The sequence below is a fragment of the Mesorhizobium sp. WSM1293 genome, assembly GCF_000513875.1.
GTDB classification, from domain to species: Bacteria; Pseudomonadota; Alphaproteobacteria; order Rhizobiales; family Rhizobiaceae; genus Mesorhizobium; species Mesorhizobium ciceri.
In genome coordinates, this window is sequence record NZ_KI911319.1 from 193,437 (window position 1) to 216,117 (window position 22,681).

20 protein-coding genes are annotated in these 22,681 nt (G+C 63.9%); 16 read left to right on the top strand and 4 right to left on the bottom strand.

Annotated features, from left to right (window positions below; all coding sequences use genetic code 11):
* Window positions 1-55 precede the first annotated feature (55 nt).
* The 6 genes from M729_RS0131210 (at window position 56) to M729_RS0131235 (ending at window position 5,679) form a co-directional block, all read left to right on the top strand.
* Window positions 56-1,177, top strand: a complete 1,122-nt coding sequence (locus tag M729_RS0131210) for a class II histone deacetylase (RefSeq protein WP_013532992.1) — start codon at window positions 56-58, stop codon at window positions 1,175-1,177.
* A 4-nt stretch (window positions 1,178-1,181) separates the two neighbouring features.
* Window positions 1,182-2,039 (top strand): urea ABC transporter permease subunit UrtB, encoded by an 858-nt coding sequence (gene urtB, locus M729_RS0131215; RefSeq protein WP_013532993.1) that lies wholly within the window; start codon window positions 1,182-1,184, stop codon window positions 2,037-2,039.
* Window positions 2,036-3,022, top strand: a complete 987-nt coding sequence (locus M729_RS0131220; RefSeq protein WP_027163905.1) for a branched-chain amino acid ABC transporter permease — start codon at window positions 2,036-2,038, stop codon at window positions 3,020-3,022. Before urtB ends, M729_RS0131220 begins: the two co-directional genes overlap by 4 nt.
* Window positions 3,019-3,723, top strand: a complete 705-nt coding sequence (locus M729_RS0131225; protein ID WP_027163906.1) for an ATP-binding cassette domain-containing protein — start codon at window positions 3,019-3,021, stop codon at window positions 3,721-3,723. The genes M729_RS0131220 and M729_RS0131225 overlap by 4 nt, the downstream gene beginning before the upstream one ends.
* Window positions 3,724-3,725: 2 nt before the next feature.
* On the top strand, window positions 3,726-4,427 hold the full coding sequence (locus M729_RS0131230) for an ABC transporter ATP-binding protein (protein WP_027163907.1): 702 nt from the start codon (window positions 3,726-3,728) through the stop codon (window positions 4,425-4,427).
* A gap of 103 nt (window positions 4,428-4,530) precedes the next feature.
* A complete protein-coding gene (locus M729_RS0131235; RefSeq protein ID WP_245267671.1) occupies window positions 4,531-5,679 on the top strand; it encodes a substrate-binding protein in 1,149 nt (382 codons plus the stop codon).
* 48 nt (window positions 5,680-5,727) lie between these two features.
* Here M729_RS0131235 and M729_RS0131240 read toward each other — a convergent pair whose 3' ends face one another.
* Window positions 5,728-7,374, bottom strand: a complete 1,647-nt coding sequence (locus M729_RS0131240) for an acetolactate synthase large subunit (RefSeq protein WP_027163909.1) — start codon at window positions 7,372-7,374, stop codon at window positions 5,728-5,730.
* Window positions 7,375-7,458: 84 nt separating this feature from the next.
* Window positions 7,459-8,796 (bottom strand): aromatic ring-hydroxylating dioxygenase subunit alpha, encoded by a 1,338-nt coding sequence (locus tag M729_RS0131245; protein ID WP_198032154.1) that lies wholly within the window; start codon window positions 8,794-8,796, stop codon window positions 7,459-7,461.
* Window positions 8,797-8,924: 128 nt separating this feature from the next.
* On the opposite strand from M729_RS0131245, the gene M729_RS01000000136280 reads away from it, so the two are divergent.
* Window positions 8,925-9,842, top strand: a complete 918-nt coding sequence (locus tag M729_RS01000000136280) for a LysR family transcriptional regulator (protein WP_084652774.1) — start codon at window positions 8,925-8,927, stop codon at window positions 9,840-9,842.
* Between the two features lie 3 nt (window positions 9,843-9,845).
* Here M729_RS01000000136280 and M729_RS0131255 read toward each other — a convergent pair whose 3' ends face one another.
* On the bottom strand, window positions 9,846-11,117 hold the full coding sequence (locus M729_RS0131255) for an FAD-binding oxidoreductase (protein WP_027163911.1): 1,272 nt from the start codon (window positions 11,115-11,117) through the stop codon (window positions 9,846-9,848).
* Window positions 11,118-11,312: 195 nt separating this feature from the next.
* Between M729_RS0131255 and M729_RS0131260 the strand changes: the two genes are divergently transcribed.
* The 7 genes from M729_RS0131260 (at window position 11,313) to M729_RS0131295 (ending at window position 20,071) form a co-directional block, all read left to right on the top strand.
* A complete protein-coding gene (locus M729_RS0131260) occupies window positions 11,313-12,305 on the top strand; it encodes a membrane dipeptidase (protein ID WP_084652775.1) in 993 nt (330 codons plus the stop codon).
* 311 nt (window positions 12,306-12,616) lie between these two features.
* Window positions 12,617-14,176 (top strand): ABC transporter substrate-binding protein, encoded by a 1,560-nt coding sequence (locus tag M729_RS0131270; protein WP_024502512.1) that lies wholly within the window; start codon window positions 12,617-12,619, stop codon window positions 14,174-14,176.
* A 52-nt stretch (window positions 14,177-14,228) separates the two neighbouring features.
* Window positions 14,229-15,176 (top strand): ABC transporter permease, encoded by a 948-nt coding sequence (locus tag M729_RS0131275; protein WP_027163913.1) that lies wholly within the window; start codon window positions 14,229-14,231, stop codon window positions 15,174-15,176.
* Window positions 15,177-15,198: 22 nt separating this feature from the next.
* On the top strand, window positions 15,199-16,044 hold the full coding sequence (locus M729_RS0131280) for an ABC transporter permease (protein ID WP_082826413.1): 846 nt from the start codon (window positions 15,199-15,201) through the stop codon (window positions 16,042-16,044).
* A complete protein-coding gene (locus M729_RS01000000136285) occupies window positions 16,041-17,024 on the top strand; it encodes an ABC transporter ATP-binding protein (RefSeq protein WP_032809696.1) in 984 nt (327 codons plus the stop codon). The genes M729_RS0131280 and M729_RS01000000136285 overlap by 4 nt, the downstream gene beginning before the upstream one ends.
* Window positions 17,021-17,995: an ABC transporter ATP-binding protein gene (locus M729_RS0131290; protein WP_027163915.1), complete on the top strand. Its 975-nt coding sequence runs from the start codon at window positions 17,021-17,023 to the stop codon at window positions 17,993-17,995. The genes M729_RS01000000136285 and M729_RS0131290 overlap by 4 nt, the downstream gene beginning before the upstream one ends.
* Before the next feature lie 48 nt (window positions 17,996-18,043).
* Window positions 18,044-20,071, top strand: a complete 2,028-nt coding sequence (locus M729_RS0131295) for a CocE/NonD family hydrolase (RefSeq protein ID WP_027163916.1) — start codon at window positions 18,044-18,046, stop codon at window positions 20,069-20,071.
* A 17-nt stretch (window positions 20,072-20,088) separates the two neighbouring features.
* Here M729_RS0131295 and M729_RS0131300 read toward each other — a convergent pair whose 3' ends face one another.
* On the bottom strand, window positions 20,089-20,991 hold the full coding sequence (locus tag M729_RS0131300) for a LysR family transcriptional regulator (RefSeq protein ID WP_027163917.1): 903 nt from the start codon (window positions 20,989-20,991) through the stop codon (window positions 20,089-20,091).
* Between the two features lie 102 nt (window positions 20,992-21,093).
* On the opposite strand from M729_RS0131300, the gene M729_RS0131305 reads away from it, so the two are divergent.
* Window positions 21,094-22,083 carry a zinc-dependent alcohol dehydrogenase family protein gene (locus tag M729_RS0131305; protein ID WP_027163918.1) on the top strand — a complete coding sequence of 330 codons (990 nt, stop codon included), beginning with the start codon at window positions 21,094-21,096 and terminating at the stop codon, window positions 22,081-22,083.
* A 231-nt stretch (window positions 22,084-22,314) separates the two neighbouring features.
* Window positions 22,315-22,617, top strand: a complete 303-nt coding sequence (locus M729_RS0131315) for a zf-TFIIB domain-containing protein (RefSeq protein ID WP_024502504.1) — start codon at window positions 22,315-22,317, stop codon at window positions 22,615-22,617.
* The last annotated feature ends 64 nt before the right edge of the window (window positions 22,618-22,681 follow it).

The window sequence follows — 22,681 nt, forward strand, 5'->3', positions numbered from 1 at the left end:
GGGCGATCTGATCGTTAGCCTGCTAGCGTCACTTGGTTTTCAGAGGACGCTGCGGATGGCGACAGGCTACGTTTTTCACGAACAGCTGATGTGGCATGACACCGGCTCCAGCGCCGACATGATGCCGCCCGGCCGTTTCGTGGAACCCGGCCGGCATCTGGAATCCCCTGGCTCCAAGCGCCGGCTGAACAACCTCATCCAGGTCAGCGGCCTGTCGCGGCATCTGGTGCCGATCATCCCCGAGCCGGTCTCGGTCGACGACCTGTTGCGCGTGCACACGCAACGCCATGTCGACGATATTCGCATGCTCAGCGAACGCGGCTCCGGTTTCGCCGGGCCGCAGGCGCCGATCGGCCTCAACAGTTTTGACATCGCGCTGCTGTCGGCCGGCACCACCTATGCCGCGATGCGCGCCGTGCTGACCGGCCGCGTCGACAATGCCTACGCGCTGGCGCGGCCACCGGGACACCATGCCGAGCCCGACCAGGCGATGGGCAACTGCCTGTTCTCCAACATTGGCGTCGCTGTCCGCCGGCTGCAGCATGAAGGCCTGCTCGGGCGCGCGGCGATAGTCGACTGGGATGTGCATCACGGCAACGGCACCGAGACGGTGTTCTATTCCGACCCGTCGGTTCTGACCATTTCCGTGCACCAGGACAATCTCTATCCGACCGGGCGCGGTGCGCTGGCCGACAACGGGAAAGATGCCGGCGAGGGCTTCAACATCAACATCCCGCTGCCGGCCGGCAGCGGCACCGGTGCTTATGAAGCGACTTTCGACCGCGTTGTCGCGCCGGCACTGCGCGCCTACAGGCCGGACCTCGTCATCGTCGCCTCCGGCTTCGATGCGTCCGGCTTCGATCCACTCGGCCGCATGATGCTCAACAGCGAATGCTTCAGGCGTCTTGCCGCGCGCATGGTTGCGCTGGCCGCCGAGACCTCGCAAGGGCGCCTGATGATGACCCATGAAGGCGGCTACTCCGAGGGCTATGTGCCGTTCTGCGGCCATGCCGTCATCGAGACGCTAGCCAATCACCGTACCGAAGTGGTCGACCCTTTGTCGGACCATATCGACGAATGGGCCGGGCAAGACCTGCAGCTTCATCAGGCCGCGGTGATCGATGCCGCCGAAGGCCTGCTCGCCGGCCTGCGCCAACGTCTCGCCAGTGCGGCCTGACGCGATGGATTTTGTCATCACCACGCTGCTCAATGCGCTGACGCTGATCAGTATCCTGATGCTGGTCGGGCTCGGGCTGGCGATTAGCTTCGGCCTGATGAACGTGACCAATTTGGCACATGGCGAGTTCGTCACCGTCGGCGCCTTCGCGGTCTATTTCGTCCAGAGCATGGGTGGCTCGTTCTGGCTAGGGCTGGCGGCTGCCCCCATCGCCGGCGCGGTGATCGGCTGCATCCTCGAATTCGCCATCATCCGCCATCTCTATTCCAGGCCGGTCTCAACTGTGCTTGCCACCTGGGGCGTCAGCCTGATCCTGCAGCAAGGGCTGGAACTGATCTTCGGTCTCGGCGCCAAGCCGGTGACGCCGCCTATCGAGGGCACGCTCGACCTCTTCTTCACCGTCTACCCGGCCTATCGGCTGATCCTGATCGGCATCGCCATGCTGACCTTGCTCGGCGTCATCCTGCTGATCAGCCGCACGTCCTTCGGTCTCGACATCCGCACCGTCATCCAGAACCGCGAAATGGCCGAGGGCGTCGGCATCAACACGCGGCGCACCTACGCCATCGCCTTCACCTTCGGCGCGGCCATCGCCGGGCTCGCCGGCGGACTGGTCGCGCCGCTGGCGATCGTGCTGCCGCAGATGGGGGTGAACTATCTCGCCAACGCCTTCTTCGTCGTCATTGTCGGCGGCGTCGGCTCGATCGGCGGCCTCGTCGCCGGCAGCGTCTTCGTCGGCGGGCTGACCAGCATCCTCAATTATCAGATCTCGCCGTCGCTGGCGCAGGCGGTCGTGCTGCTGGCGGCCATCGTCGCTGTCCGGCTTCGGCCCAACGGCCTGTTCAACGGAGCGTCGCGATGATCGCCCGCGACCGCAACTGGCTGCTGATCTTCGCCGCCTGCGTGGCGCTCGCGATCATCTATCCGTTCTTTGTCGGCGGGTATCAGCTGACCGTGATCCGCGACGCGCTGATCTTCGGCCTGTTCGCCGCGAGCCTCGACTTCTTCTGGGGCCGCACTGGAATCCTGTGTTTCGGCCACGCTGCGTTTTTCGGCATCGGCGGCTACATCATGGCGCTGATCACGCTCAACGATGCGATCTCCTTCGCCAGCCTGCTTGGCATCATCGGTGCGGTGGCCGGTGCGGCCTTCGTCTCCGCCATCATCGGCTACTTCCTGTTCTTCGGCGGCATCCGTGGCAGCTATTTCACCATCGTCACGCTGGCCATGGGCGTCATCTGCCAGCAGGCGGCGGTCTCCTGGAGCTCGGTCACCGGCGGCGACAGCGGGCTGATCGGCATTCCGCCGATTGCCTTCGATGTCGGCGGGCTGCACGTCGATCTCAGCCAGGACCTGCCCAGCTACATCTTCGTCTCGGCCATCGTCGCGGTGACCGTGCTGGCGCTGTGGTCGATCAGCCGTGGCCGCTGGGGTACGGTGCTGACCGCCATACAGGACAATGAAGTCCGGGCAGCAGCGCTCGGCCACAATGCGCCGTTGCGGCTGCTCGTCACCTTCGTCCTGTCGGCGGCGATCGCCGGCCTTGCCGGCGCGCTCTATGTCTGCATGGCGGGGTTGGTGGCACCGGATCTGTCCGGACTGCTTCTGTCGACGGAAGTCATCGTCTGGGTGGCGGTCGGCGGGCGCGGCACGCTGCTGGGGCCGGTGCTCGGCGCCATCTTCATCCAGCGTGCGCAGCAGACGATCAGCAGTTTCAACCCGAGCCTGTGGCCGCTATTGCTCGGCTGTGTCTTCGTCATCATCGTCTTCGTCCTGCCGGACGGCATCCTGTCGATCTACGCGCGACTGAAAGCCCTGTTCAAAGGCGGGAGGCGCGCACGATGAGCGACATCCTGCTCCAGGCCGAAAATGTCGGCATCCGCTTTGGCGGGCTGCAGGCGCTGGAGGCCCTGAACCTCACTGTACGCGACAAGGAACTCTGCTGCATCATCGGCCCGAACGGCGCCGGCAAAAGCACCTTCCTCAATGTGTTGACCGGTACGCTGCGCCCGACCAGCGGCAGCGTGCGCTTCCTCGGCCACGACATAGCCGGCCTGCCGCTGCATCGCATCGCCCGGCTCGGCATCGCGCGCAAGTTCCAGATCCCGTCCGTCTTCCCGAGCCTCTCGGTGGAAGACAATGTGAAGGTCGCCCGCTGGGGGGCGCCCTCGCCTGTGCGCCCGGTTGGCGAATTGCTGGAATTGGTCGCGCTGAGCAATCGCGCCGCCACACCGGCCGGCGAACTCGCGCATGGCCAGAAGCAATGGCTGGAGATCGGCATGGCGCTGGCAATCGAGCCGCGGTTGCTTTTGCTCGACGAACCCACCGCCGGCATGACGCCGCAGGAGACGCTGGCGACGGCCGATATGCTGCTGCGCCTAAAGGGCGAGTTCTCGATCGTCGCTGTCGAACACGATATCCGCTTCGTACGGGCGCTGAACTGCGAGACGCTGGTGCTGCATCAGGGACGCCGCCTGCGCAGCGGTCCTTTCCACGACGTCGAGACCGACGAGATGGTCCGCGACGTCTATCTGGGGAGGCGCTGATCATGCTGCGGACAATGGCGGTGTCGGCCGGCTACGGCCCGCTCCCGGTGCTGAACGGCATCGACCTCAGTGTCGCGCCGGGCGAAGTCATCGGCCTGCTCGGCCGTAACGGCGTCGGCAAGACGACGCTGCTGCGCGTCATCGCCGGCGGCTTGCGGGCGAGCGGTGGCGCCGTGGTTCTCGGTGATAAGGACCTCACGAACGCGCCAGCTTTCCGCCGCGCGCGGGCAGGCATCGCGCATGTGCCGCAGGGGCGCGGGATCTTCAACCAGCTGACGGTGCGGCAAAACCTGGAGGTCGGCACCCGCGCTGCCAAGGACCGTGGCGACGGCGGCATTCCGGTCGACATCTTCGGCTATTTTCCGATCCTGCGCGAGCGCGAAGCGCAGGTCGCCGGCACGCTTTCGGGCGGCCAGCAGCAGATGCTGGCGATCGGCCGCGCGCTCTGCGGCCTGCCGTCGGTGCTGCTGCTCGACGAGCCTTCGGAAGGCATACAGCCGAACATCGTGCAGTCGATCGCCGAGCTGGTGCCGCGCATCGCGCGCGAACGCAGCATCGCGATCGTGCTGGTCGAGCAGAATCTCGATCTCGTTCTCAAGGCATCGGACCGCTGCCTGGTGATGGAGAAGGGCAGGATCGTCCATGAAGGCGCGCCGGAGGCGTTCGCCGACGAGAGCCTGCTGAAGGATCTGTTGGCCCTATAGAGCGCGCCTGACGCGCGCCTGGGATCTTGTTGACTTGTAAGGCGTGCATGGGGCGCGTCTGGGACTGGAAGGGAACACAACAATGATAAGCAGAAGAACTGTCTTGAAATCCGGCGGCGCCGTGGCCGCTTTCGCCATGGTCGGTGCGCCGTCGATCCTGCGCGCCGCCGACACCGTCAAGGTCGGCCTGTCGATTCCGATCACCGGGCTGCAGGCGATCCTCGGCGAGACGCTGCTCAATTGCTACAAGCTCGCCGCAGCCGAGCTCAACGCCGCCAACGGCATTGGCGGGCGCCAGGTCGAGTTGTTCATCGAGGACAACCAGACCACGACCAAGGGTTCCATCGACAAGGCGCGCAAGCTCATCAACGAAGACAAGGTCGACGTGGTCATGGGCACGATCATTTCGCCGGAGCGAAGTGCGACGCTGTCGGTGACCTCGAAGGCCAAGAAGCTGTTCTTCTACCCGACCAATTTCGAAGGCGGCGAATGCAACCGCTACTTCGTCGCCACCGGCCCGATCCCGATGCAGCAGGTCGACCCGATGATGCCATGGGTGGCCGAGACGCTCGGCAAGACGATCTATGTCATGGCTTCCGACTATGCCTGGCCGCAGAAGATGACCGAGGCGATCACGGCAGCCTATGAGAAGGCCGGCGGCAAGATCATCGGCGCCGACTATTATCCGTTCGGCACAACGGATTTCGGCCCTGCATTCCAGAAGATCAAGTCGCTGAAGCCCGACGTCGTGTGGTCGATGGTGGTCGGCAATGACGCGGTCACGCAGCTCAAGCAGTATCGCTCTTTCGACATCAAGCAGCCGCTGATCGCGCCGCTCGACGAGGTGTTCAACAAGGACGCGCTGCCGCCCGGCGTTGCGGCCGGCACCTACGCACCGCAGCCTTACTGGATGGCGCTCGACAATCCGGTCAACAAGAAGTTCATCGCGAGCTTCCGCGCAAAGTTCGGCAAGGAGAAGATGGTCAACGGCATCGGCGAGGCCGGCTACAACGGCCTGCATCTCTACGCCCTGGCCGCCGAGAAGGCCGGATCGCTGAAGGACGATGATGTGCTCAAGGCGCTGCCGACGATCGAGTTCGACGCGCCGCAAGGCAAGATCCGGGTCGATGCCAGCAACAACCACACGCTCTGCCATTCCTATGTCGGCAAGGCGGCCGCAGACGGCATCAGCTATGAAATCGCCAAGGATTTCGGGACCATCGCGCCGGTCACGCCTTACTGCAAGCTGTAGGACCTCCGGCAACGGCTCCAGGCAATCCTGACGGCGGCTTTGCCGCCGTCAGCTCGCTTGCGGCGCAGGCAGCCGCTCGCGCAATTCGTCGACGAGCACCCTGGTGTTTTCGGAATAGTCGATGGGCACGACGACGAGGTGCACGCCGCCGCCGGTGAAGGCCTGTTCCAGCGCCGGCCGCAAGTCGGCGATCTCCGTAACCCTGGTCCCCCTGGCGCCATAGGCCTCGGCATATCTGACGAAATCGGGATTGCCGAAGGTCATGCCGAAATCCGGGAATTCGTCGACCGCCTGCTTCCAGCGGATCATGCCATAGGCATGGTCTTCGAGCAGCAGAACGACGAGGTTGAGCTTGAGCCTGACGGCGGTCTCCAGTTCCTGGCTGTTCATCATGAAGCCGCCATCGCCACAGATGGCCATGACACGGCGCTGCGGATAGAGCAGTGCCGCCATCATCGCCGACGGCAGGCCCGCGCCCATCGTGGCCAGCGCATTGTCGAGCAGGATCGTGTTTGCCATGCGGGTGCGGTAGTTGCGCGCGAACCAGATCTTGTACATGCCGTTGTCGAGGGCAAGAATCCCATCCGCCGGCATCACGGCGCGGACATCGTGCACGATGCGCTGCGGTGTGAAGCGATCTTCGGTGGCGCGCGCGGCGATTCGGCTCAGAATGCCTTCCCGCAGCGGCAACAAGGCCTGTGCATTGGGGATCTTGCCCTCGATGCGGTCGGCCAGCAGCGCCAGCGAAGGACCGAGGTCGCCGACGATTTCGGCTTGCGGGAAATAGACCTGCTCGACATCGGCTGAATGGTAGCCGACATGAATGACCTTCGGCCCCTTCGCCCCCATGATGAAGGGCGGCTTCTCCACCGTGTCGTGACCGATGGTGATGATCAGATCGGCCTGTTCGATGGCCTCGTGCACATAGTCGCGCTCCGAAAGGGCTGCCGTTCCCATATAGAGCTCCGTGCCGCCAGGCACGGTGCCCTTGCCCATCTGCGTGGTGAAATAGGGAATTTGCGTCCGCAGCACGAACTGGGCGACATCGGGAGTCACGCGCGGTCGCGACGCCGCCGCACCAAACATCAGCAGCGGACGCCTGGCTTCCATGATCATACGGGCGGCGCGATCAAGCGCGCCCGGGCTGGCCAGCGGCAGTTCGACCGGATGCGTTGGCACGAGTGCTACCGGTTCACACTCGGCCGCCGCAATGTCTTCCGGCAATTCAAGATGTACGGGGCCGGGACGCTCTTCCTGGGCGACACGGAAAGCTTCGCGAACCAACGAGGGGATCATCTTCGGCGAGACGATCTGACGCGACAGCTTGGTCAGCGGCTTCATCGCCGCGACGATGTCGACGATCTGGAAGCGCGCCTGCCGGGATGACAGGATGCCTTTCTGGCCGGTGATCATGATCATCGGCATCGCGCCGAGCAGCGCATAGGCCGAACCGGTCGAAAGGTTGAGCGCGCCCGGGCCAAGCGTGGTGATGCACACACCCGGCTTGCCGGTAAGCCTGCCATAGGTGGCGGCCATGAAAGCGGCTGCCTGCTCGTGGCGGGTCAGGATCAGCTGGATCGAGGAGCGGCGGATGGATTCGACGATATCGAGATTTTCTTCGCCCGGAATGCCGAAAATCCGCTCGACCCCTTCGTTCTCGAGGGCCGCGACGAACAGATCCGAACCTTTGGTCATGACCACCTCTCCCGCAACATTCCGTCGGCCACCTTCATATGGCATCGGAACGCGACGCCTCAAAGAGGCATCTTCGGCTGCGGGTCAGAGGCGCGTGTTGCAGCTCGCCGCTTTCGGCGAGGCGAAAAGTTCCTTCGGCGCAGACCATTGGCTGATCGGTGCGCCGCGCGTGCCGGTGATCAGCGAACGCAGTTCTGACAGATAGGTCTGCACGAAGAACGAGGTCTGGCTTTCCAGCGGCGTATAGGGACCCGGCCGGTAGGCGCGCGACATGATGCCGTCGGCATTGTCCTCGGTGATCTTCTTGTCCTGCACCGTGGTGACGTCCCACATCCAGCTGATCGCATCGGCGTCGATGTCGCCATCGGCGTCCTTGTCGACGAGCCAGGTCAGAATGACGTCGGTTTCCGTGGCGCTGCGCGGTATCATCTGGAACAGCGTGACATAATCATTGGCAGCACTTGCAAACGACAGGCGTCCGAGGCGGAAGCCGCTTTCGCCACCATCATAGGCGTGACGGCCGCCCATCAGGCATGAGACCCCCTCACCTGTATTGGACAGCGTGTTGCGGCCGGATCCGATCGGCTTGCGGTGCATGGCAAACGGCATCGTATCGAGGTCGCCAGCCTGCCACGCGCCCTTGTGGAACTCGGCATCGCCGATGACGCTGTGCCAGGCTTCGATTTCATTCTGCCACTCGACCGCCTTGTCGGCGTCGCGGGTCGCGGTCACTTTGACATGGCCGTTGACGCGGTAATATTCGGGATGAGCCGGCCGGCAGTGATAGCATTCGAGGAAGTTCTCGAGCACCAGCTTCCAGTTCGCCTTGGTGAGATAGTTCTTGCGCGCGACGATGCGTGCGCGGTCAAGGCCGTTTTCGCGCAAGCCGCCGGTCAGCCCGTCCGCGACAGGCTGGATGTCGGGCAGCGAATTGGCATCGAGGCCGCAGAACACGAGGCCGCCGAAATGCTTGCAGGGCACGCGGTGCAGTCCCAGCGCTTCCGGATCGACGCTTTCCGGTAGATCCTGCCGTGACTGCAACTCGCCGGTCAGCCTGAACGACCAGGCATGGTAGGGGCAGACCAGAAGCTTGCCGCGACCATCCTTGGCGCAGAGCCGCGAGCCGCGATGGGTGCAGATATTGTAGTAGGCCGCGATGTCCTCCTCGCCATCGCCGAAGCGCACGACGATGATCTCCTCGTCGAAAAGCTGGCGCACGATGTAGCGGCCCTTTTCTGGGACCTCGCTGGCATGGGCGACAAGCATCCATTGGCGCGGAAACCACAAATCCCGTTCCAGCGCGAAGATGGCAGGGTCCGCGTAGAAGGCCTGTTCCAGCGACCAGTCCGGACGTTGCCGGTCGATCAGCCTGACGGTCTCGCTTCTGTCGATAGGCTGGCTGTTCGATGTGTAGGCCTGCACGGCAAACACCTTTCTGCTCGCTGGCGTTCGAATGACGTTTCGATAGAGTGTGCGATGCGGAAAGGCTTGCGGCAAATACAGAAATGATAGACCTTTATATCGAAAAGGCATGAAAGCAGGTTTGGATTGTGAAAACCCTCAAGACATCGCTTCCCCTGCTGAACGCCATGGTCGTCTTCGAGGCTGCCGCCAGGCATGGCGGGCTGACGCTGGCCGCACAGGAGCTCAACATCGCACAATCGGCGGTCAGCAGGCATGTCGCCAATCTCGAGCGCCAGCTGTCGGTCGAGCTGTTCACGCGCAGAGGCAACCGCGTCGCCGTCACCGGGGCCGGCAACACGCTGGCCGAAGCGATCCGCGAGGGTCTCGGCACCATCAGGCAAGCGGTCGAGGATTTGACCGCGCACGACAGCGATACATTCGTGGTCGGCTGCAGCCACGACTTCGCGCAGGCATGGCTGATGCCGCGCTTCGGCCTCATCACATCGCAGGTTGCCGATGGCCGGGTGCTGCTGCAGACATCCACCGACTACAGGGATTTCGACCAGCCTGAAGTGGCATTGTCGATCCGTTTCGGCGAAGCCGGGCAATGGCCCGAATTCGTGACCGAAAAACTGCTCGAGGGTGAGTGGTTCCCGGTTTGCGCGCCCGCGTTCCTGGCGCGTTATCCGGCGCTCGCCTCGGAAGAGCCTGAGGCTTTCCTGGCAGTGCCGCTGCTGCATCAGGTGACGCCGCCGGCCGCGATCGACAGTTGGCAATCGTGGGTCGGAACCGACCGGAAACTCGATGGACCTCGGTTCACCGGCTACATGTCGATGATACACGAAACCATCGCCGGGCGCGGCGCGGCGCTCGCCTGGGCGGGATTTGCGGACGAGCATCTGCGCCGCGGCCAGCTCGTCCGGCTGACCAAGACCTCGCGGCGCCACGCCGGCTCCTTCCACATCGTCATGAGGAAGAACGCCGGCCCGGTTGTCAGGGCGGTGGCGCAGGCGCTGCTCGGCAGCGTCGGCGACAGCTTGCAGGCAAGCGCCGGGGGCAGCTGACGATCAGGCCTCGCGACCAAACCGCGACGCCTCGTGACGCGCGCCCCAGACCGGCATGGCGGCTTCGATTTCAGCTTCCGACTTGAAAGCATCGGATGCGTAGCGGTCGACACGGAACCGCTCGGCGGAAACGAACGGGGTCTGCCCGAGAACCAGTTCGCAAGAGAGCCGGCCAAGACCCGGCCCATGGGTGACGCCGCTCTCATTGTCGCCACCGACGACCACGATATTGTCGCTGCCGGGGACCTTGCCGACGATAAGGCCGTTGTCGGGCGTGTAGCACGGCACGCCTTGCGCCCAGCTCGCGATCGTCGAACCGCGCAGCGGCGGGAACACCGTCTGCAACTCGGCAAGCTCCTGCTCGGAGGTTTCCTGCATCAGCCCGATATTGTGCGGCTGGCCGGGTTCGATTTCGCTGTCGTTCGTCTTGTAGAGAGGTTTGTAGTGCCGGCCGGTTCCCCACATGACGGCGCCGAATGTCTCGCGCAGCCACAGCCGCAATTCGCGGCACTGGACGGTGGGAATGGTCGATGGCAGCCTACGGTCGTCGGTGACGATGCGCGTTGCAACGACGCGCAGCAGCGGCAACTGCCAGCCAAGGCCTGACAGGACCTGGTTGTTCCAGGCGCCGGCGGCAACAATCACGCCATCAGCCTCAAGACCGCCCTGGTCGGTCTCGATCGTCACCCGGTCGCCGGCATCATGGACGGCAGTCACGCGTGTGTTGCTGCGGAAGACGCCGCCGAGCTCGCTGATCTGGCCGGTCAGCACCCCCATCGCCAGCTTGGTGTCGAGCTGGATGCCATGCGGATTGTAGGCCGCCGAATGGACCCGGGCCGGATCGATGAGACCCTGCATCTTCTGCCCGATCTGCACGGCATCCAGGTCCTGCATTTCCGGCGGCGCATAGGGAGAATCCAGCACCGGGCGGACGAAGCGTTCGCGCCCGTCCTCGGTCAGCGCCATGATCAAGGTGCCGTTCGGCCGATAACCAATCTCGGCGCCGACCTCGTGCAGCCTGCGATAGAAATCGAGGCCATATTGCTGCAGCTGAAAGCCCTCTTCACCGAGCGGGATCATGCCGGCGGACCAATGGGAGACGAAGCCAGCACCGGCGCTTGTGGTTGCGGCACCCGGCTGGCCGGCATCGATGACCGTCACCCGGCGCACGCCGGACCGCAGCAGATGGAAAGCCGCGCTGCAGCCGATGATGCCGCCGCCAATCACCGCGATATGCCTGCTATCGCTGCCGCCATGGCTTCCGTTTGAACTCATCTTTGTTCTCCCTTTTGCCGATGTTCCGGTCGGAGCGACATACAGCGACGGCGACCATACAGGCTCGTCCCGGACTGTCTAGACACATGTGTCTGTGGCCTGATACTTGATGCGCACTGCATCTGGATCACACGTCCGGAACGCCGCTTGATCCGGCTTTCCGTTGTGTTGTGTCGCCGAGAGAGCGAGGAAAAAGTGAGCGTTTCGACAGCCGCCCAGGCCATTTTCGACAGTGAAATCATATGGGACGCGCATTCCGGCTTCATGCCGGACCCGGCGGCGGACCTGAACAATCTGCAGATCTGGCGCGACGCCGGTATCGACTATCTGTCGATCGATGTCGGCTTCGACCTGTTGCCCTGGGAGCAGACCGTGCGGACGCTCGCAAATTTCCGCCACTGGATCCTTGCCAATCCCGAGCACTACACGCTGGTCTCCTCCGTCGCGGAAATCCGCAAGGCCAAGCTTGAAGGCAAACTGGCGATCACCTTCGACATCGAGGGCATGAACGCGCTCGACGGCCGCGTCGAGATGGTGGAGTTCTATCACCGTCTGGGCGTCCGCCAGATCCTGTTTGCGTACAACAGGAACAATCTGGCCGGCGGCGGTTGCCACGATGTCGAGACCAGCCTGACGGCGTTCGGCCGCGAGGTCATCGACGAGATGAACCGTCTCGGCATGTTCGTCGACGTCACCCATACCGGCTATCGCACCTCGATGGAGGTGATGGAATACTCCAACCGGCCGGTCATCTTCTCGCACTCCAACGCCAAGGCCTTGTGCGGCCATGGCCGCAATATCACCGACGAGCAGATCAAGGCCTGCGCGCGCACCGGCGGCATCGTCGCGATCGTCGGGCTCAATCGTTTCCTGGGAGAGGGACGCACGGACTCGGACAGGCTGGCTGACCACATCGAATATCTCGTCGACCTGGCTGGCCCAAATCATGTCGGCATCGGACTGGACTACGCCTTTCCGGTTGATGTCAAAGGCATCGACCGCATCATTTCCGACAATCCGCAATTCTGGCCCAAGAGCGAATATCCGGAGGGGGCGACGACCTACGCGGCTCCAGGTCAGATGCGCGAACTGACCGAGGTTCTTCTGCGCCGCGGCCAGTCCGAGCAGACCGTGCGCAATGTCCTGGGCGGCAATTTCATGCGCCTGGCGGCTGAAATCTGGAAGTGAGCGGCGGCGGAGAGGCCTATCTCCGCTACAGCTCTTGATCCAGGCCCCACCGAATGGCGGGCCAGGCCATATCGTCTGCGCGATCACATTCCGCCCGTGACTTGCCCAAGTCGACGCGCCGGCGGCGGTCGGAACAGATGTCGAGATTTTCCGCAAGATCGTCCGTATCCAAGATTCGGACGTGCCGGCAAAATTTTCGCTAGACATAGATGTCTATTATTAGCAGTTTTAGCGGACCGACACATTCGGCCCGGCTTGGAGAATGGCCTGCGGCCTGAAAACAAGACAACGAAAACAGCTGAGGGTAGAGCATGTCCATTCTAGCCGACACCAGGGTTTCGCGCCGCAGCCTGCTCGCCGGAGCCGGCGCTTTCGGCCTCGCCTCAATGGTCAATCCAAAAGTTTCCTGGTCGAGCGACGGGCCGATCCTCAAGGTGCGCTCCTACGCCGACATCCAGACGCTCGACCCTTGCTTCCGGCTGGCGGCGCCTGAAGGCGACATCACCAGCGTCATCTTCGCCGGCCTCGTCGTCACCACGCCGGGCGACAGCTGGGGCTGGCGGCCGATGGCGGCGGAAACGATCAAGCAGCTCGATCCGCTGACCGTCGCCTTCCAGCTGCGCGACAATATCGGCTTCACCGATGGCTACGGCCAGATGACGGCCGAAGACGTCAAGTTTTCGATCGAACGCATCGCCGACCCAGCCAACAAGAGCCCCTATTCCGGCGACTGGGCAACGCTCAAGGAAGTCGAGGTCAAGGACAAGCTGTCGGGGCTGATCCACCTGAAACAAGCCTTCGCGCCGCTGTGGACGTCGACCTTGCCGACGCCGTCCGGCACCATCCTGTCAAAGCGCGCCATCACCGAGCTCGGTGGCAAGATGGGCGTCAAGCCGGTGGCTCAGTCAGGCCCCTACATCCTGAAGGAATGGCTGCCCAAGCAGCGCACGGTGCTGGTCCGCAATCCCGACTGGAAGTACGAGCAAGGTGCCTTCGCGGAAATCCACATTCATCCGATCGAGGACGAGAAGACCGCCGAACTCGGCTATGAGGCCGGCGACCTCGACTACACCTGGACCGCGGTCTCCTCGATCTCGCGCCTGAAGCAGACGCCGCCGCCGAAGACGACCGTGGTGGAGAAGCCTTCGCTGGCCTTTGTCTGGCTCGGCATGAACCAGGATGTCGCTCCCTTCAACAATCCCAACATGCGCCGCGCGGTTCAGTACGCCGTGGACCGCAAGGCGGTGGTCGATGCTGCCTATTTCGGCGCCGCCGCAACCGCCACCGGCATCATCGCGCCCGGCCTGCCCGGCCATCGCGAGAAGAACCTTTTCGATTTCGACCCGGACCGCGCCCGCGACATGATCACCAAGGAAGGATTGGCCGGCACGACGATCACGCTCGACATCCTCAACAAGACCGAGCGCCTGACCGCGGCGCAGGTCGTGCAGTCGAACCTGCAGGATGTCGGCCTCAATGTGGAGATCAAGCAGAACGACAGCGGCACCTTCTGGACGCTTGGCGCCAAGGAAGGCGACTACTGGAAGAAGCTGCAGATGATCATCAGCCGCTTCTCCATGCAGCCGGATCCGAGCTGGGCGACTGCCTGGTTCACCCGCGACCAGATCGGCGTCTGGAACTGGGAGCGGTTTTCCAGCGAGGAATTCGACAAGCTCAATGCCGAAGGCATGGTCGAGCTCGACCCGGCGAAACGTGATGTCATCTACAAGAAGCTGCAGGACCTGATGGAGGAGAACGGCAACTACGTTTTCCTGACCCATGAGGTCACCGGCATCATGAATCGAGACACGCTTGTGGCCGGCCTGAAGCCGAACGGCGAGCCCGTGTTCACCGACTTCAAACCGGCATGATGTCGGCGGGCGGGGCTCGTCCCCGCCAAAGACCGTCCGACAGGTACCGAAAATGATCCGCTATGCCCTCAAGCGTGTGTGGCTTGGCGCCATCATCATCAGCGTCGCTATGATGATGATGTTCGCCATGGTCTACCTCATTCCCGGCGACCCGGCCTCCGTCGCGCTGGGGCCACGCGCGACGCCGGAGATGATGGAGGCGCTGCGCGTGCGCATGGGCCTCGACCAGCCGGTGTGGCGGCAGTTCCTGCACTTCTACGGATCGGTCCTGCGCGGTGACCTGGGCACCGAGGTTCTGTCGAACCGGCCGGTGCTGGACGTGGTGATGGAGCAGCTTCCGTTCACGCTGGCGCTGGTGGTCGGCGGCATCACCTGGTCGGTGGCGCTTGGCATCCCGCTTGGCTGTATCGCCGCGGTGCGCCGAGGCGGCTTTGTCGATCAGGTGATCGGGGTTCTTTCGGTGGCGATGATCGCCGTGCCGTCCTTCGTCGTCGCCATCTATTCGCTGCTGGTGTTCGCGGTCGCACTGCAATGGCTGCCGGCGATCGGCGCCGGCGAACCGGGCGACCTCGCCAGCCGGCTCCAGCACCTCATCCTGCCGTCGCTGGCGGTCGGACTTGGCTGGATCGGCTACATCTCGCGCATGGTGCGCGCCTCGATGCTGGAGACGCTGGAGGCCAGCCATATCCGCACGGCGCGCGCCTTCGGCCTGACAGAGCACCGGATCGTCTACACCTACGCGCTGCGCATTGCCGTGCTGCCAACGATCACCCTGCTCGGCGTCGGTATCGGCCACATGCTGTCGTCTTCCGTTTTCGCCGAAATCGTCTTCGCCCGCCCCGGCATCGGCAAGCTGGTCTATGAGGCGATCTCGGTGCGCAACTACCCCATCGTCTCCGGAGCCGTGCTGGTCACCACGGTCTTCTTCGTCCTCGTCAACGTAGCGGCCGACATTCTGGTCGGTGTATTGGATCCCCGTGTCAGATCAAGTTTCAACTGAGCTGTCTTCCGGCGGCAGCCGGTTGTCCGGATTGTGGCGCACCGTGCGCGGCATCATGCGCGAGCCGCTCGGCGCCGTCGGCCTGACGCTGGTGACGCTGGTGGTGCTGTCGGCGGTGTTTGCCAGCGCGCTGACCAGCTATGCGCCGAGCAAGATATCGCCGGCCGAACGCTTCGCTTCGCCGAGCCTGCTGCATCTGCTCGGCACCGACCACCTCGGCCGTGATCTTCTGACCCGGGTGCTCTATGGCGGGCGCGTCGCGCTCTTGATCGCGCTGGGCGCGACAGCGGTGTCGCTGGTCGTCGGCGTGGTGCTCGGGCTGATCGCCGGCTATGGGCCGCGCTGGCTCGACAATGTGCTGCTGCTGATCTTCGACGCCGTGAAGAGCTTTCCCACCGTCATGCTGGCGCTGACGCTGGTCACCCTGTTCGGCCCCTCGCTCTATGCGGTGGTGCTGGTGGTGATGCTGGTCAATGTGCCGGGCTATGCCCGCATCATCAGGACGCAGACGCTGGTGCTGAAGTCGGCCGAACATGTCATGGCGGCGCGCTCGATGGGCGCCAGTGCCGGCCGTATCCTGCGCGTCCATATCCTGCCCAACATCATCGGCCCGATCCTGATCCTGATATCGATGGACATTCCCGTGGTGGTGGCGATCGAGGCCGGCATGAGCTTCCTCGGGCTCGGCGTGCGGCCGCCAACGCCGAGCTGGGGCGCGATCCTCAATGACGGCTTTGCCAACATCCGCGATTCCTACTGGATCGTGATTGCCGGCGGCCTGCCCATCGTGCTGACCACACTCGGCTTCACCTTCTTCGGCGAGACGCTGCGCGACCTCTTCGATCCCCGGCTGAAGGGGCGGTCATGACGGTTCTCGCGATCAAGGATCTGAGCGTCGCCTTCCACACCGAGAGTGGGCGACTGGAGGCGCTGAAGCAGGTGAGTTTTTCCGTGCCGGCCAACCGCAGCGTTGGCGTGGTCGGCGAATCCGGCTGCGGGAAGTCGACGCTCATCAACGCCATTCTCGGCCTGCTCGCCGACAATGGCGAGATATTATCGGGCGAGATCATCTTCGAGGGCGACAAGAACCTTGCCCGGCTCGACCCCACCGCGATGCGCGGCCTGCGCGGGCAAAGGATCGCCACCGTTTTCCAGGACCCGATGGGTGCGCTCAACCCGGTGCTGTCGGTGGGGCGGCAGATGCGCGACATCCAGTATCGCTCGGGTCTGTCGAAGCGGGACAAGGATGCGCGCTCGGTCGCCATGCTGCGCAAGGTTCGCATTCCCGATCCGGAAAGCCGGCTGACGCAGTTTCCGCACGAATTCTCCGGCGGCATGAAGCAGCGCATCGCCATCGCCATGGCGCTGATGATGGAGCCAGCGCTGCTGATCGCCGACGAGCCGACCACGGCGCTCGATGCGACGCTGGAGGTGGCCACCATCGAACTGCTCAAGGATCTGCAGCGCGACATCGGCTGCTCGGTGCTGTTCATCTCGCATCATCTGGGCGTGATCGCCGAACTCTGCGACGAGATGATCGTGATGTATGCCGGCGAGGTGGTGGAAAGCGGCACGACCCGCGAGATCTTCCACGACGCCCGCCATCCCTACACGCAGAAGCTGCTGGCCTGCGATCCCGCCCGGCTGTCGCAGCGTGTGTCCCGGCTGCCGACGATTGCCGGGACCTTGCCGGACCTGCGCCGCCGACCAAGCGGCTGCGTCTTCCAGCCGCGCTGCGATCGCGCCGACGCCCAATGCCTGACGACGCCTCCCAGCGCCCCTGTCGGCGGATCTCATATCGCCCATTGCTGGCACTCGGACGTTCCACTGGGGGCCATGAGCGCATGAACGAAGACCTGCTCCGTGTCAGCGACCTGCGCGTCTCGTTCCGGGTTGGCGGCCTGTCCGCCAGGCTCGCGGGGCGGGCCACCGAAATCGAAGCGATCTCCGGCGTCAGCTTCACGCTTCAACGAGGCAGCACCTTCGCGCTGGTCGGCGAATCCGGCTCGGGCAAGACGACGCTGGCGCGCACCCTCAACGGTCTTCAGCCGGTGAAAGCAGGCACGATCGTGTTCGAAGGACAGGAACTGCAAGGCCTGTCCAACGCCGCGATGAAACCGGTGCGGCGGCGCATGCCGATGATGTTCCAGGATCCGGTCGGATCGCTGTCGCCGCGGCTCAGCGTGCGCTCGCTGCTGTCGGAGCCTTTCGTCATCCACGGTTTGTCGGATCGCGATCTCAACGCTGAAGTCACACGGCTTCTTGCGCTGGTCGGGCTGCCGCGCGATTTCGCCGACCGCTACCCGCACCAGCTATCTGGCGGCCAGGCGCGCCGCGTCGGCGTAGCGCGGGCGATTGCGCTGGACCCGGTGCTGGTCGTCGCCGACGAGCCGACCGCCGGCCTCGACGTCTCCGTGCAGGGAGAGGTGCTGAACCTGCTCAACGACCTGCGCGACCGCATGGGCCTGTCGATGCTGATCATCACCCACAATCTGCATGTCGTGCGCCAGATCGCCGACCGCATGGCGGTGATGTATCTCGGGCGCTTCGTCGAGCAGGGCGAAACCGAAGCGATCTTCCGCGCCCCGCATCATCCCTATACGGCGGCCCTTCTCTCCGCCAATCCCGAGCCTGATCCCGACAGGGTGCATCAGCGCATCACGCTGCCGGCTGACGTTCCGTCCTTGCTGGCGCGCCCCTCAGGCTGCGAGTTTCACACACGCTGCCCGCAGGCCGAGGGCCGTTGCGCGCTGGATGTCCCCGTCCCGGCCTCGGTCGGCGACAGTCGTCTGACCTGCCATTTCCCGCTGAACACATAAGGATCGCCACCGGCGCAAGTGTCGGCCGGGGCGTTGAGAGGAGCCGCCATGCAAGATATCCGCGTCGTCACCGATTTCCCGCGCAAAATCCGCGAGATCGAGAATTTGTGGATTCCGATGCCGGATGGCGTCAAGCTGGCGGCGCGTGTCTGGCTGCCGGAAGACGCGGAGAGCGATCCCGTGCCGGCGATCCTCGAATATTTGCCCTATCGCAAGCGTGACGGAACGGTGGAGCGCGATGCGCTGACGCATCCCTATTTCGCCGGTCACGGCTATGCCGGCGTGCGGGTCGACATGCGCGGCTCGGGCGACAGCGAAGGGCTGTGCAAGGGTGAGTATCTGAAGCAGGAGCAGGATGACTGCCTGGTGGTCATCGAATGGCTGGCGAGGCAATCCTGGTGCTCGGGAAGCGTCGGCATGATCGGCATCAGCTGGGGCGGCTTCAACGGGCTGCAGGTCGCGGCCCGCCGGCCGCCGGCGCTGAAAGCCGTCGTTTCGCTGTGCTCGACCGACGACCGCTATAACGACGACGTGCATTATCTCGGCGGCGCGATGATGTGCGACAATCTGATGTGGGGAACCACCGCCTGGGCCATCGCCATGACCCCGCCCGACCCGCTCATTGTCGGCGACCGCTGGCGCGATCTTTGGAAACAACGGCTGAATGGCAATGGCATCTGGATGCAGGACTGGTTTGAACACCAGCGCCGCGACGATTTCTACAAGCACGGTTCGATCTGCGAGGAATATTCCGATGTCGAAATCCCGGTCTACGCCGTCGGCGGCTGGGCCGACGGTTATCCCAATCCGATCTTCCGGATGCTGGAAAAGCTAAGCGGTCCCCGTAAAGGGCTGATTGGACCCTGGGGCCATAAATATCCGCACTTCGCCATGCCGGGACCGCGCATCGGCTTCCTGCAGGAGTGCCTGCGCTGGTGGGATCAATATCTCAAGGGCATAAACACCGGCATTGCCGACGAGCCGATGCTGCGCGCCTGGATTCAAGATCCCGCACGGCCGGCAGCGATCTATGACGAGCGACCCGGCCGCTGGGTCGCGGAGCCGGCATGGCCGGGGCCGGGAATCGGCGAAAAGGTGCTGAACCTTGCGCCGCATGTGCTGAGCGAGGCCAGGGGCGAAGACACGATCCTGGAGATTTCATCGCCGCAGACGGCCGGCCTGTCGTCCGGCGCCTGGTGCGGTTATGGCGTCATGCCGACCTTGCCGGTCGACCAACGCACGGAAGAAGGCAATGCCCTGATCTTCGAGACGGCGCCGTTGACCGAAGCGGTCGAGATCCTCGGTTTTCCCGAATTCGAGGTCAAGCTCTCCTCCGACAAGCCGGTTGCGCTTCTGTCCGCCACGCTGTCGGAAGTGTTCCCGGAAGGTGCTGCCTCGCGCATCAGCTACGGCATCCTCAATCTGAGCCATCGCAACGATGATCTGGACATCGTACCCATGGTGCCGGGCCGGGCGGAGACCGTCCGCATCAAACTGCGCTGTTGCGGGCAGCGTTTCGAGGCTGGCGAGCGTATCCGGCTGGCACTGGCGACATCGCATTGGCCGATCGTCTTTCCGACCGCCGAGCAGGCGACGCTGTCGATCCATTGCGGCGATAGCCGGCTGATCCTGCCGGTGCGCGCGCCGCAGAAGCTGGACGACACGCTGGGGGCCTTCCTGACTCCGGAAAGCGCCGCGCCGATGGAGCAGGAGGTTCTGACCAAAGGGGACGGCTTTCAGCGCTCGGTTTCGACAGACCAGGTCACTGGCGAGACCGTCTACCAAGTCGTCAATGATGGCGGCACGGTGCGGCACCCGCATACGGGAATCGTCCTTTCAGCGAAGCATGTCGACCGGTTCTCCATTCACCCCGACGACCCGACCTCGGCGGTCGGCACCTGCACCTGGGAAAAATCCTATGGCCGCGGCGACTGGCAGGCGCGCCTTTCAGTGACGGCGACGGTGCGCGCGCTGCGCGACGTCTGGCGGATCGAGACCCACATCACTGCCCATGACGGAGACGAGCGGATCGTCGACCGCAGCGAGGTCAAGGAGTATCGGCGCGATCTCAACTGAGCGGCGGCGATTGGCAATCAGGCCATCGATTTCGGCAAGGCGACGGCCAGCGCATCGACGGCCAGCCGCACCTTCAGCGGCAGATGCGGTGTCTGCAGCCAAAGCGCGTGGCAGTCGTAGAGATATCGCGGCTGGTCCGGCAACAGCGCCATCAGCGCGCCGGCCTGAATGCGGTCGCGCACCAGCCACCAGGGCAGCCAGGCCAGCCCAATGCCGTCGGCGGCCGCGTCAGCGATGGCATCGAGATCGTCGAGCCGCAGCCGTCCGGTTGGCGTGATCTCGAGCGTGGGTTGCCCCTCGCGCACAAACAACCACGGCTGAACGACCTGGCCGAGCCGGCGGTAGACAATCGCCTGATGGTCGGCGAGATCCTCGATCCGCTGCGGCTCGCCATGAATTCTGAGATAAGAGGGTGCCGCGCAGACGACCATGCCCTGACGCGCGACGCGACGCGCAATCACCCCCACCTTGTCGTCAAGAGTGCCGGTGCGGATTGCGAGATCGTAGCCGTCCTCGGCAAGATCCGCCAAGCGGTCGGTGAGCGACAGGTCGAGTTCCAGCATCGGATATTGATGGGCCAGCTTTAGCAACACGGGGGTCACGCAATGGCGCCCGAAATGCGCCGGCATGGTGACCCGCAGTTTTCCACGTGGCTCCGAAAACTGTTCGGCGGCGAGCGCATCGGCGGCTTCGGCCTCGGCCAGCACCACCCGACAGCGTTCATAGTAAGCGCGGCCGAAGTCGGTCAGGCTCTGCCGTCGCGTGGTCCGGTTGAGCAGCCGCACGCCCAGCCGCTCCTCGATAAACCGGACATGCTTGCCTACCATCGGTCCGGAGAGGTCGAGCGCGACCGCCGCGGCCGCGAACGAGCCGAGATCGACCGCCTTGACGAACACGGCCATGCTCTCAAGCCGATCCATATTCGGAACTCCTGGTTTCTACTGTTCTTCTCTTACAGCCATTTATCCCCAGCAAGACCGGCTGCATAGCTCATTCGGTTCTGATGATTTGGAGTATCCCGAATGACACGCGTAGTTCGCTTTCACCAGCATGGTGGTCCCGAGGTTCTGCGCATCGAGGATGTCGCGCTTTCCCCACCGGGTTCGGGCGAAGTTCAAATCCGGGTCAAGGCACTCGGCCTCAATCGCGCCGAAGCGCTGCTGCGCGCGGCTTCCTATATCGAGACGCCGACGCTCCCCTCGGGGCTTGGCCTTGAGGCAGCGGGCGTCATCGAGGCTATTGGCGACGGTGTGAGGGATTTCGCGCCGGGCGACAGCGTCAGTGTCATCCCGCCGCAATCGATGATCCGCTGGCCGGCCTATGGCGAGTTTGCCACCTACCCCGCCGGACTTGTCGTCAAGCATCCGCCGTCGCTCGACTGGCAGACGGCAGCGGCCGTCTGGATGCAGTATCTCACCGCCTATGGCGCGCTGATCGATATCGCCGGGCTGCACAGCGGAGACCACGTGGTGATCACCGCAGCCTCGAGCAGCGTCGGGCTTGCGGCAATCCAGATCGCCAACAGGGTCGGTGCAACAGCGATTGCGGTGACGCGGACATCGGCGAAGAGGCAGGCCCTGCTCGACGCCGGCGCGGCTGAAGTCGTCACCTTGGCCGAGGAGGATTTGGCGGCACGGCTGAATGAGATCGCAGGGCCTGAAGGCGTGCGCGTCGTGTTCGACGCGGTCGGCGGCCCGATCTTCGAGCCACTCACAGCGGCCATGTCGCGTGGCGGCATCCTCATCGAATATGGCGGTCTCAGCCGCGAACCGGCGCCATTCCCTCTGCCAGCGGTGCTGAGCAAGACGCTGACACTGCGCGGCTACCTCGTCCACGAGATCACCGGCAACCCTGTGAAACTCGGGGCCGCCAAGGCGTTTATCGTCGAAGGTCTGGAGCACGGAACGCTGAGGCCGATCATCGACAGGACCTTCGCGTTCGACCAAATCGTCGAGGCGCACCGCTACCTGGAGTCGAACGAGCAGTTCGGCAAGATCGTAGTGACGATCTGAGATCGTGGTGACGATTTGAATCGTGGTGACTGCCTGAGCAACGCTGGCGAACAAATCATTCTTGCAGGGCAATATCGACCTTGAAGCCGCGGCTTTGCATCCCTAACTGTTCGGTGCGGGCCGGGCCCCTCTGACTGTCGCTTTTGGCGATTGTGATGTCGGACCGCTTTAACGGGCCCGTTTCCATTCTTTCGGTCAAGCGGGCTCATTCCTTTCGGTTTGGAGCCCCGTATGACATCTACTTCCCTCCTCGGTATGGTTTGCCCCTCCTGCCGCGTCGCGCTCGTGATGAGCGAACGCCAGGGTATCGAAATCGATTACTGTCCGCAGTGCCGCGGCGTCTGGCTTGATCGAGGAGAACTCGACAAGATCATCGAGCGTTCCGGCAGGGAAGCGGCGCCCGCGCCGCAGCCACAGCCGGCAGCATTCTCCCAGCCACAACATGGCCAGAGCCGCGATGACGATTATTCCCGCTCGCACGGTCACCGCTATCCCAAGCGGAAGAAATCATTCTTCGAAGAGTTGTTCGACTGACCGCATGACGCCCGACATCCAGGCCGGCGCTTGCTGAAACTTCCGAAACCACATCGACAAAGGT

What these genes read in the sequence shown, in the direction of transcription:
- M729_RS0131210 (WP_013532992.1), top strand. Translation starts at nt 56, where the DNA reads ATGGCGACAGGCTACGTTTTTCACGAACAGCTGATGTGGCATGACACC.
- urtB (WP_013532993.1), top strand. Translation starts at nt 1,182, where the DNA reads ATGGATTTTGTCATCACCACGCTGCTCAATGCGCTGACGCTGATCAGT.
- M729_RS0131220 (WP_027163905.1), top strand. Translation starts at nt 2,036, where the DNA reads ATGATCGCCCGCGACCGCAACTGGCTGCTGATCTTCGCCGCCTGCGTG.
- M729_RS0131225 (WP_027163906.1), top strand. Translation starts at nt 3,019, where the DNA reads ATGAGCGACATCCTGCTCCAGGCCGAAAATGTCGGCATCCGCTTTGGC.
- M729_RS0131230 (WP_027163907.1), top strand. Translation starts at nt 3,726, where the DNA reads ATGCTGCGGACAATGGCGGTGTCGGCCGGCTACGGCCCGCTCCCGGTG.
- M729_RS0131240 (WP_027163909.1), bottom strand. Translation starts at nt 7,374, where the DNA reads ATGACCAAAGGTTCGGATCTGTTCGTCGCGGCCCTCGAGAACGAAGGG.
- M729_RS0131255 (WP_027163911.1), bottom strand. Translation starts at nt 11,117, where the DNA reads ATGAGTTCAAACGGAAGCCATGGCGGCAGCGATAGCAGGCATATCGCG.
- M729_RS0131270 (WP_024502512.1), top strand. Translation starts at nt 12,617, where the DNA reads ATGTCCATTCTAGCCGACACCAGGGTTTCGCGCCGCAGCCTGCTCGCC.
- M729_RS0131275 (WP_027163913.1), top strand. Translation starts at nt 14,229, where the DNA reads ATGATCCGCTATGCCCTCAAGCGTGTGTGGCTTGGCGCCATCATCATC.
- M729_RS01000000136285 (WP_032809696.1), top strand. Translation starts at nt 16,041, where the DNA reads ATGACGGTTCTCGCGATCAAGGATCTGAGCGTCGCCTTCCACACCGAG.
- M729_RS0131290 (WP_027163915.1), top strand. Translation starts at nt 17,021, where the DNA reads ATGAACGAAGACCTGCTCCGTGTCAGCGACCTGCGCGTCTCGTTCCGG.
- M729_RS0131295 (WP_027163916.1), top strand. Translation starts at nt 18,044, where the DNA reads ATGCAAGATATCCGCGTCGTCACCGATTTCCCGCGCAAAATCCGCGAG.
- M729_RS0131300 (WP_027163917.1), bottom strand. Translation starts at nt 20,991, where the DNA reads ATGGATCGGCTTGAGAGCATGGCCGTGTTCGTCAAGGCGGTCGATCTC.
- M729_RS0131305 (WP_027163918.1), top strand. Translation starts at nt 21,094, where the DNA reads ATGACACGCGTAGTTCGCTTTCACCAGCATGGTGGTCCCGAGGTTCTG.
- M729_RS0131315 (WP_024502504.1), top strand. Translation starts at nt 22,315, where the DNA reads ATGACATCTACTTCCCTCCTCGGTATGGTTTGCCCCTCCTGCCGCGTC.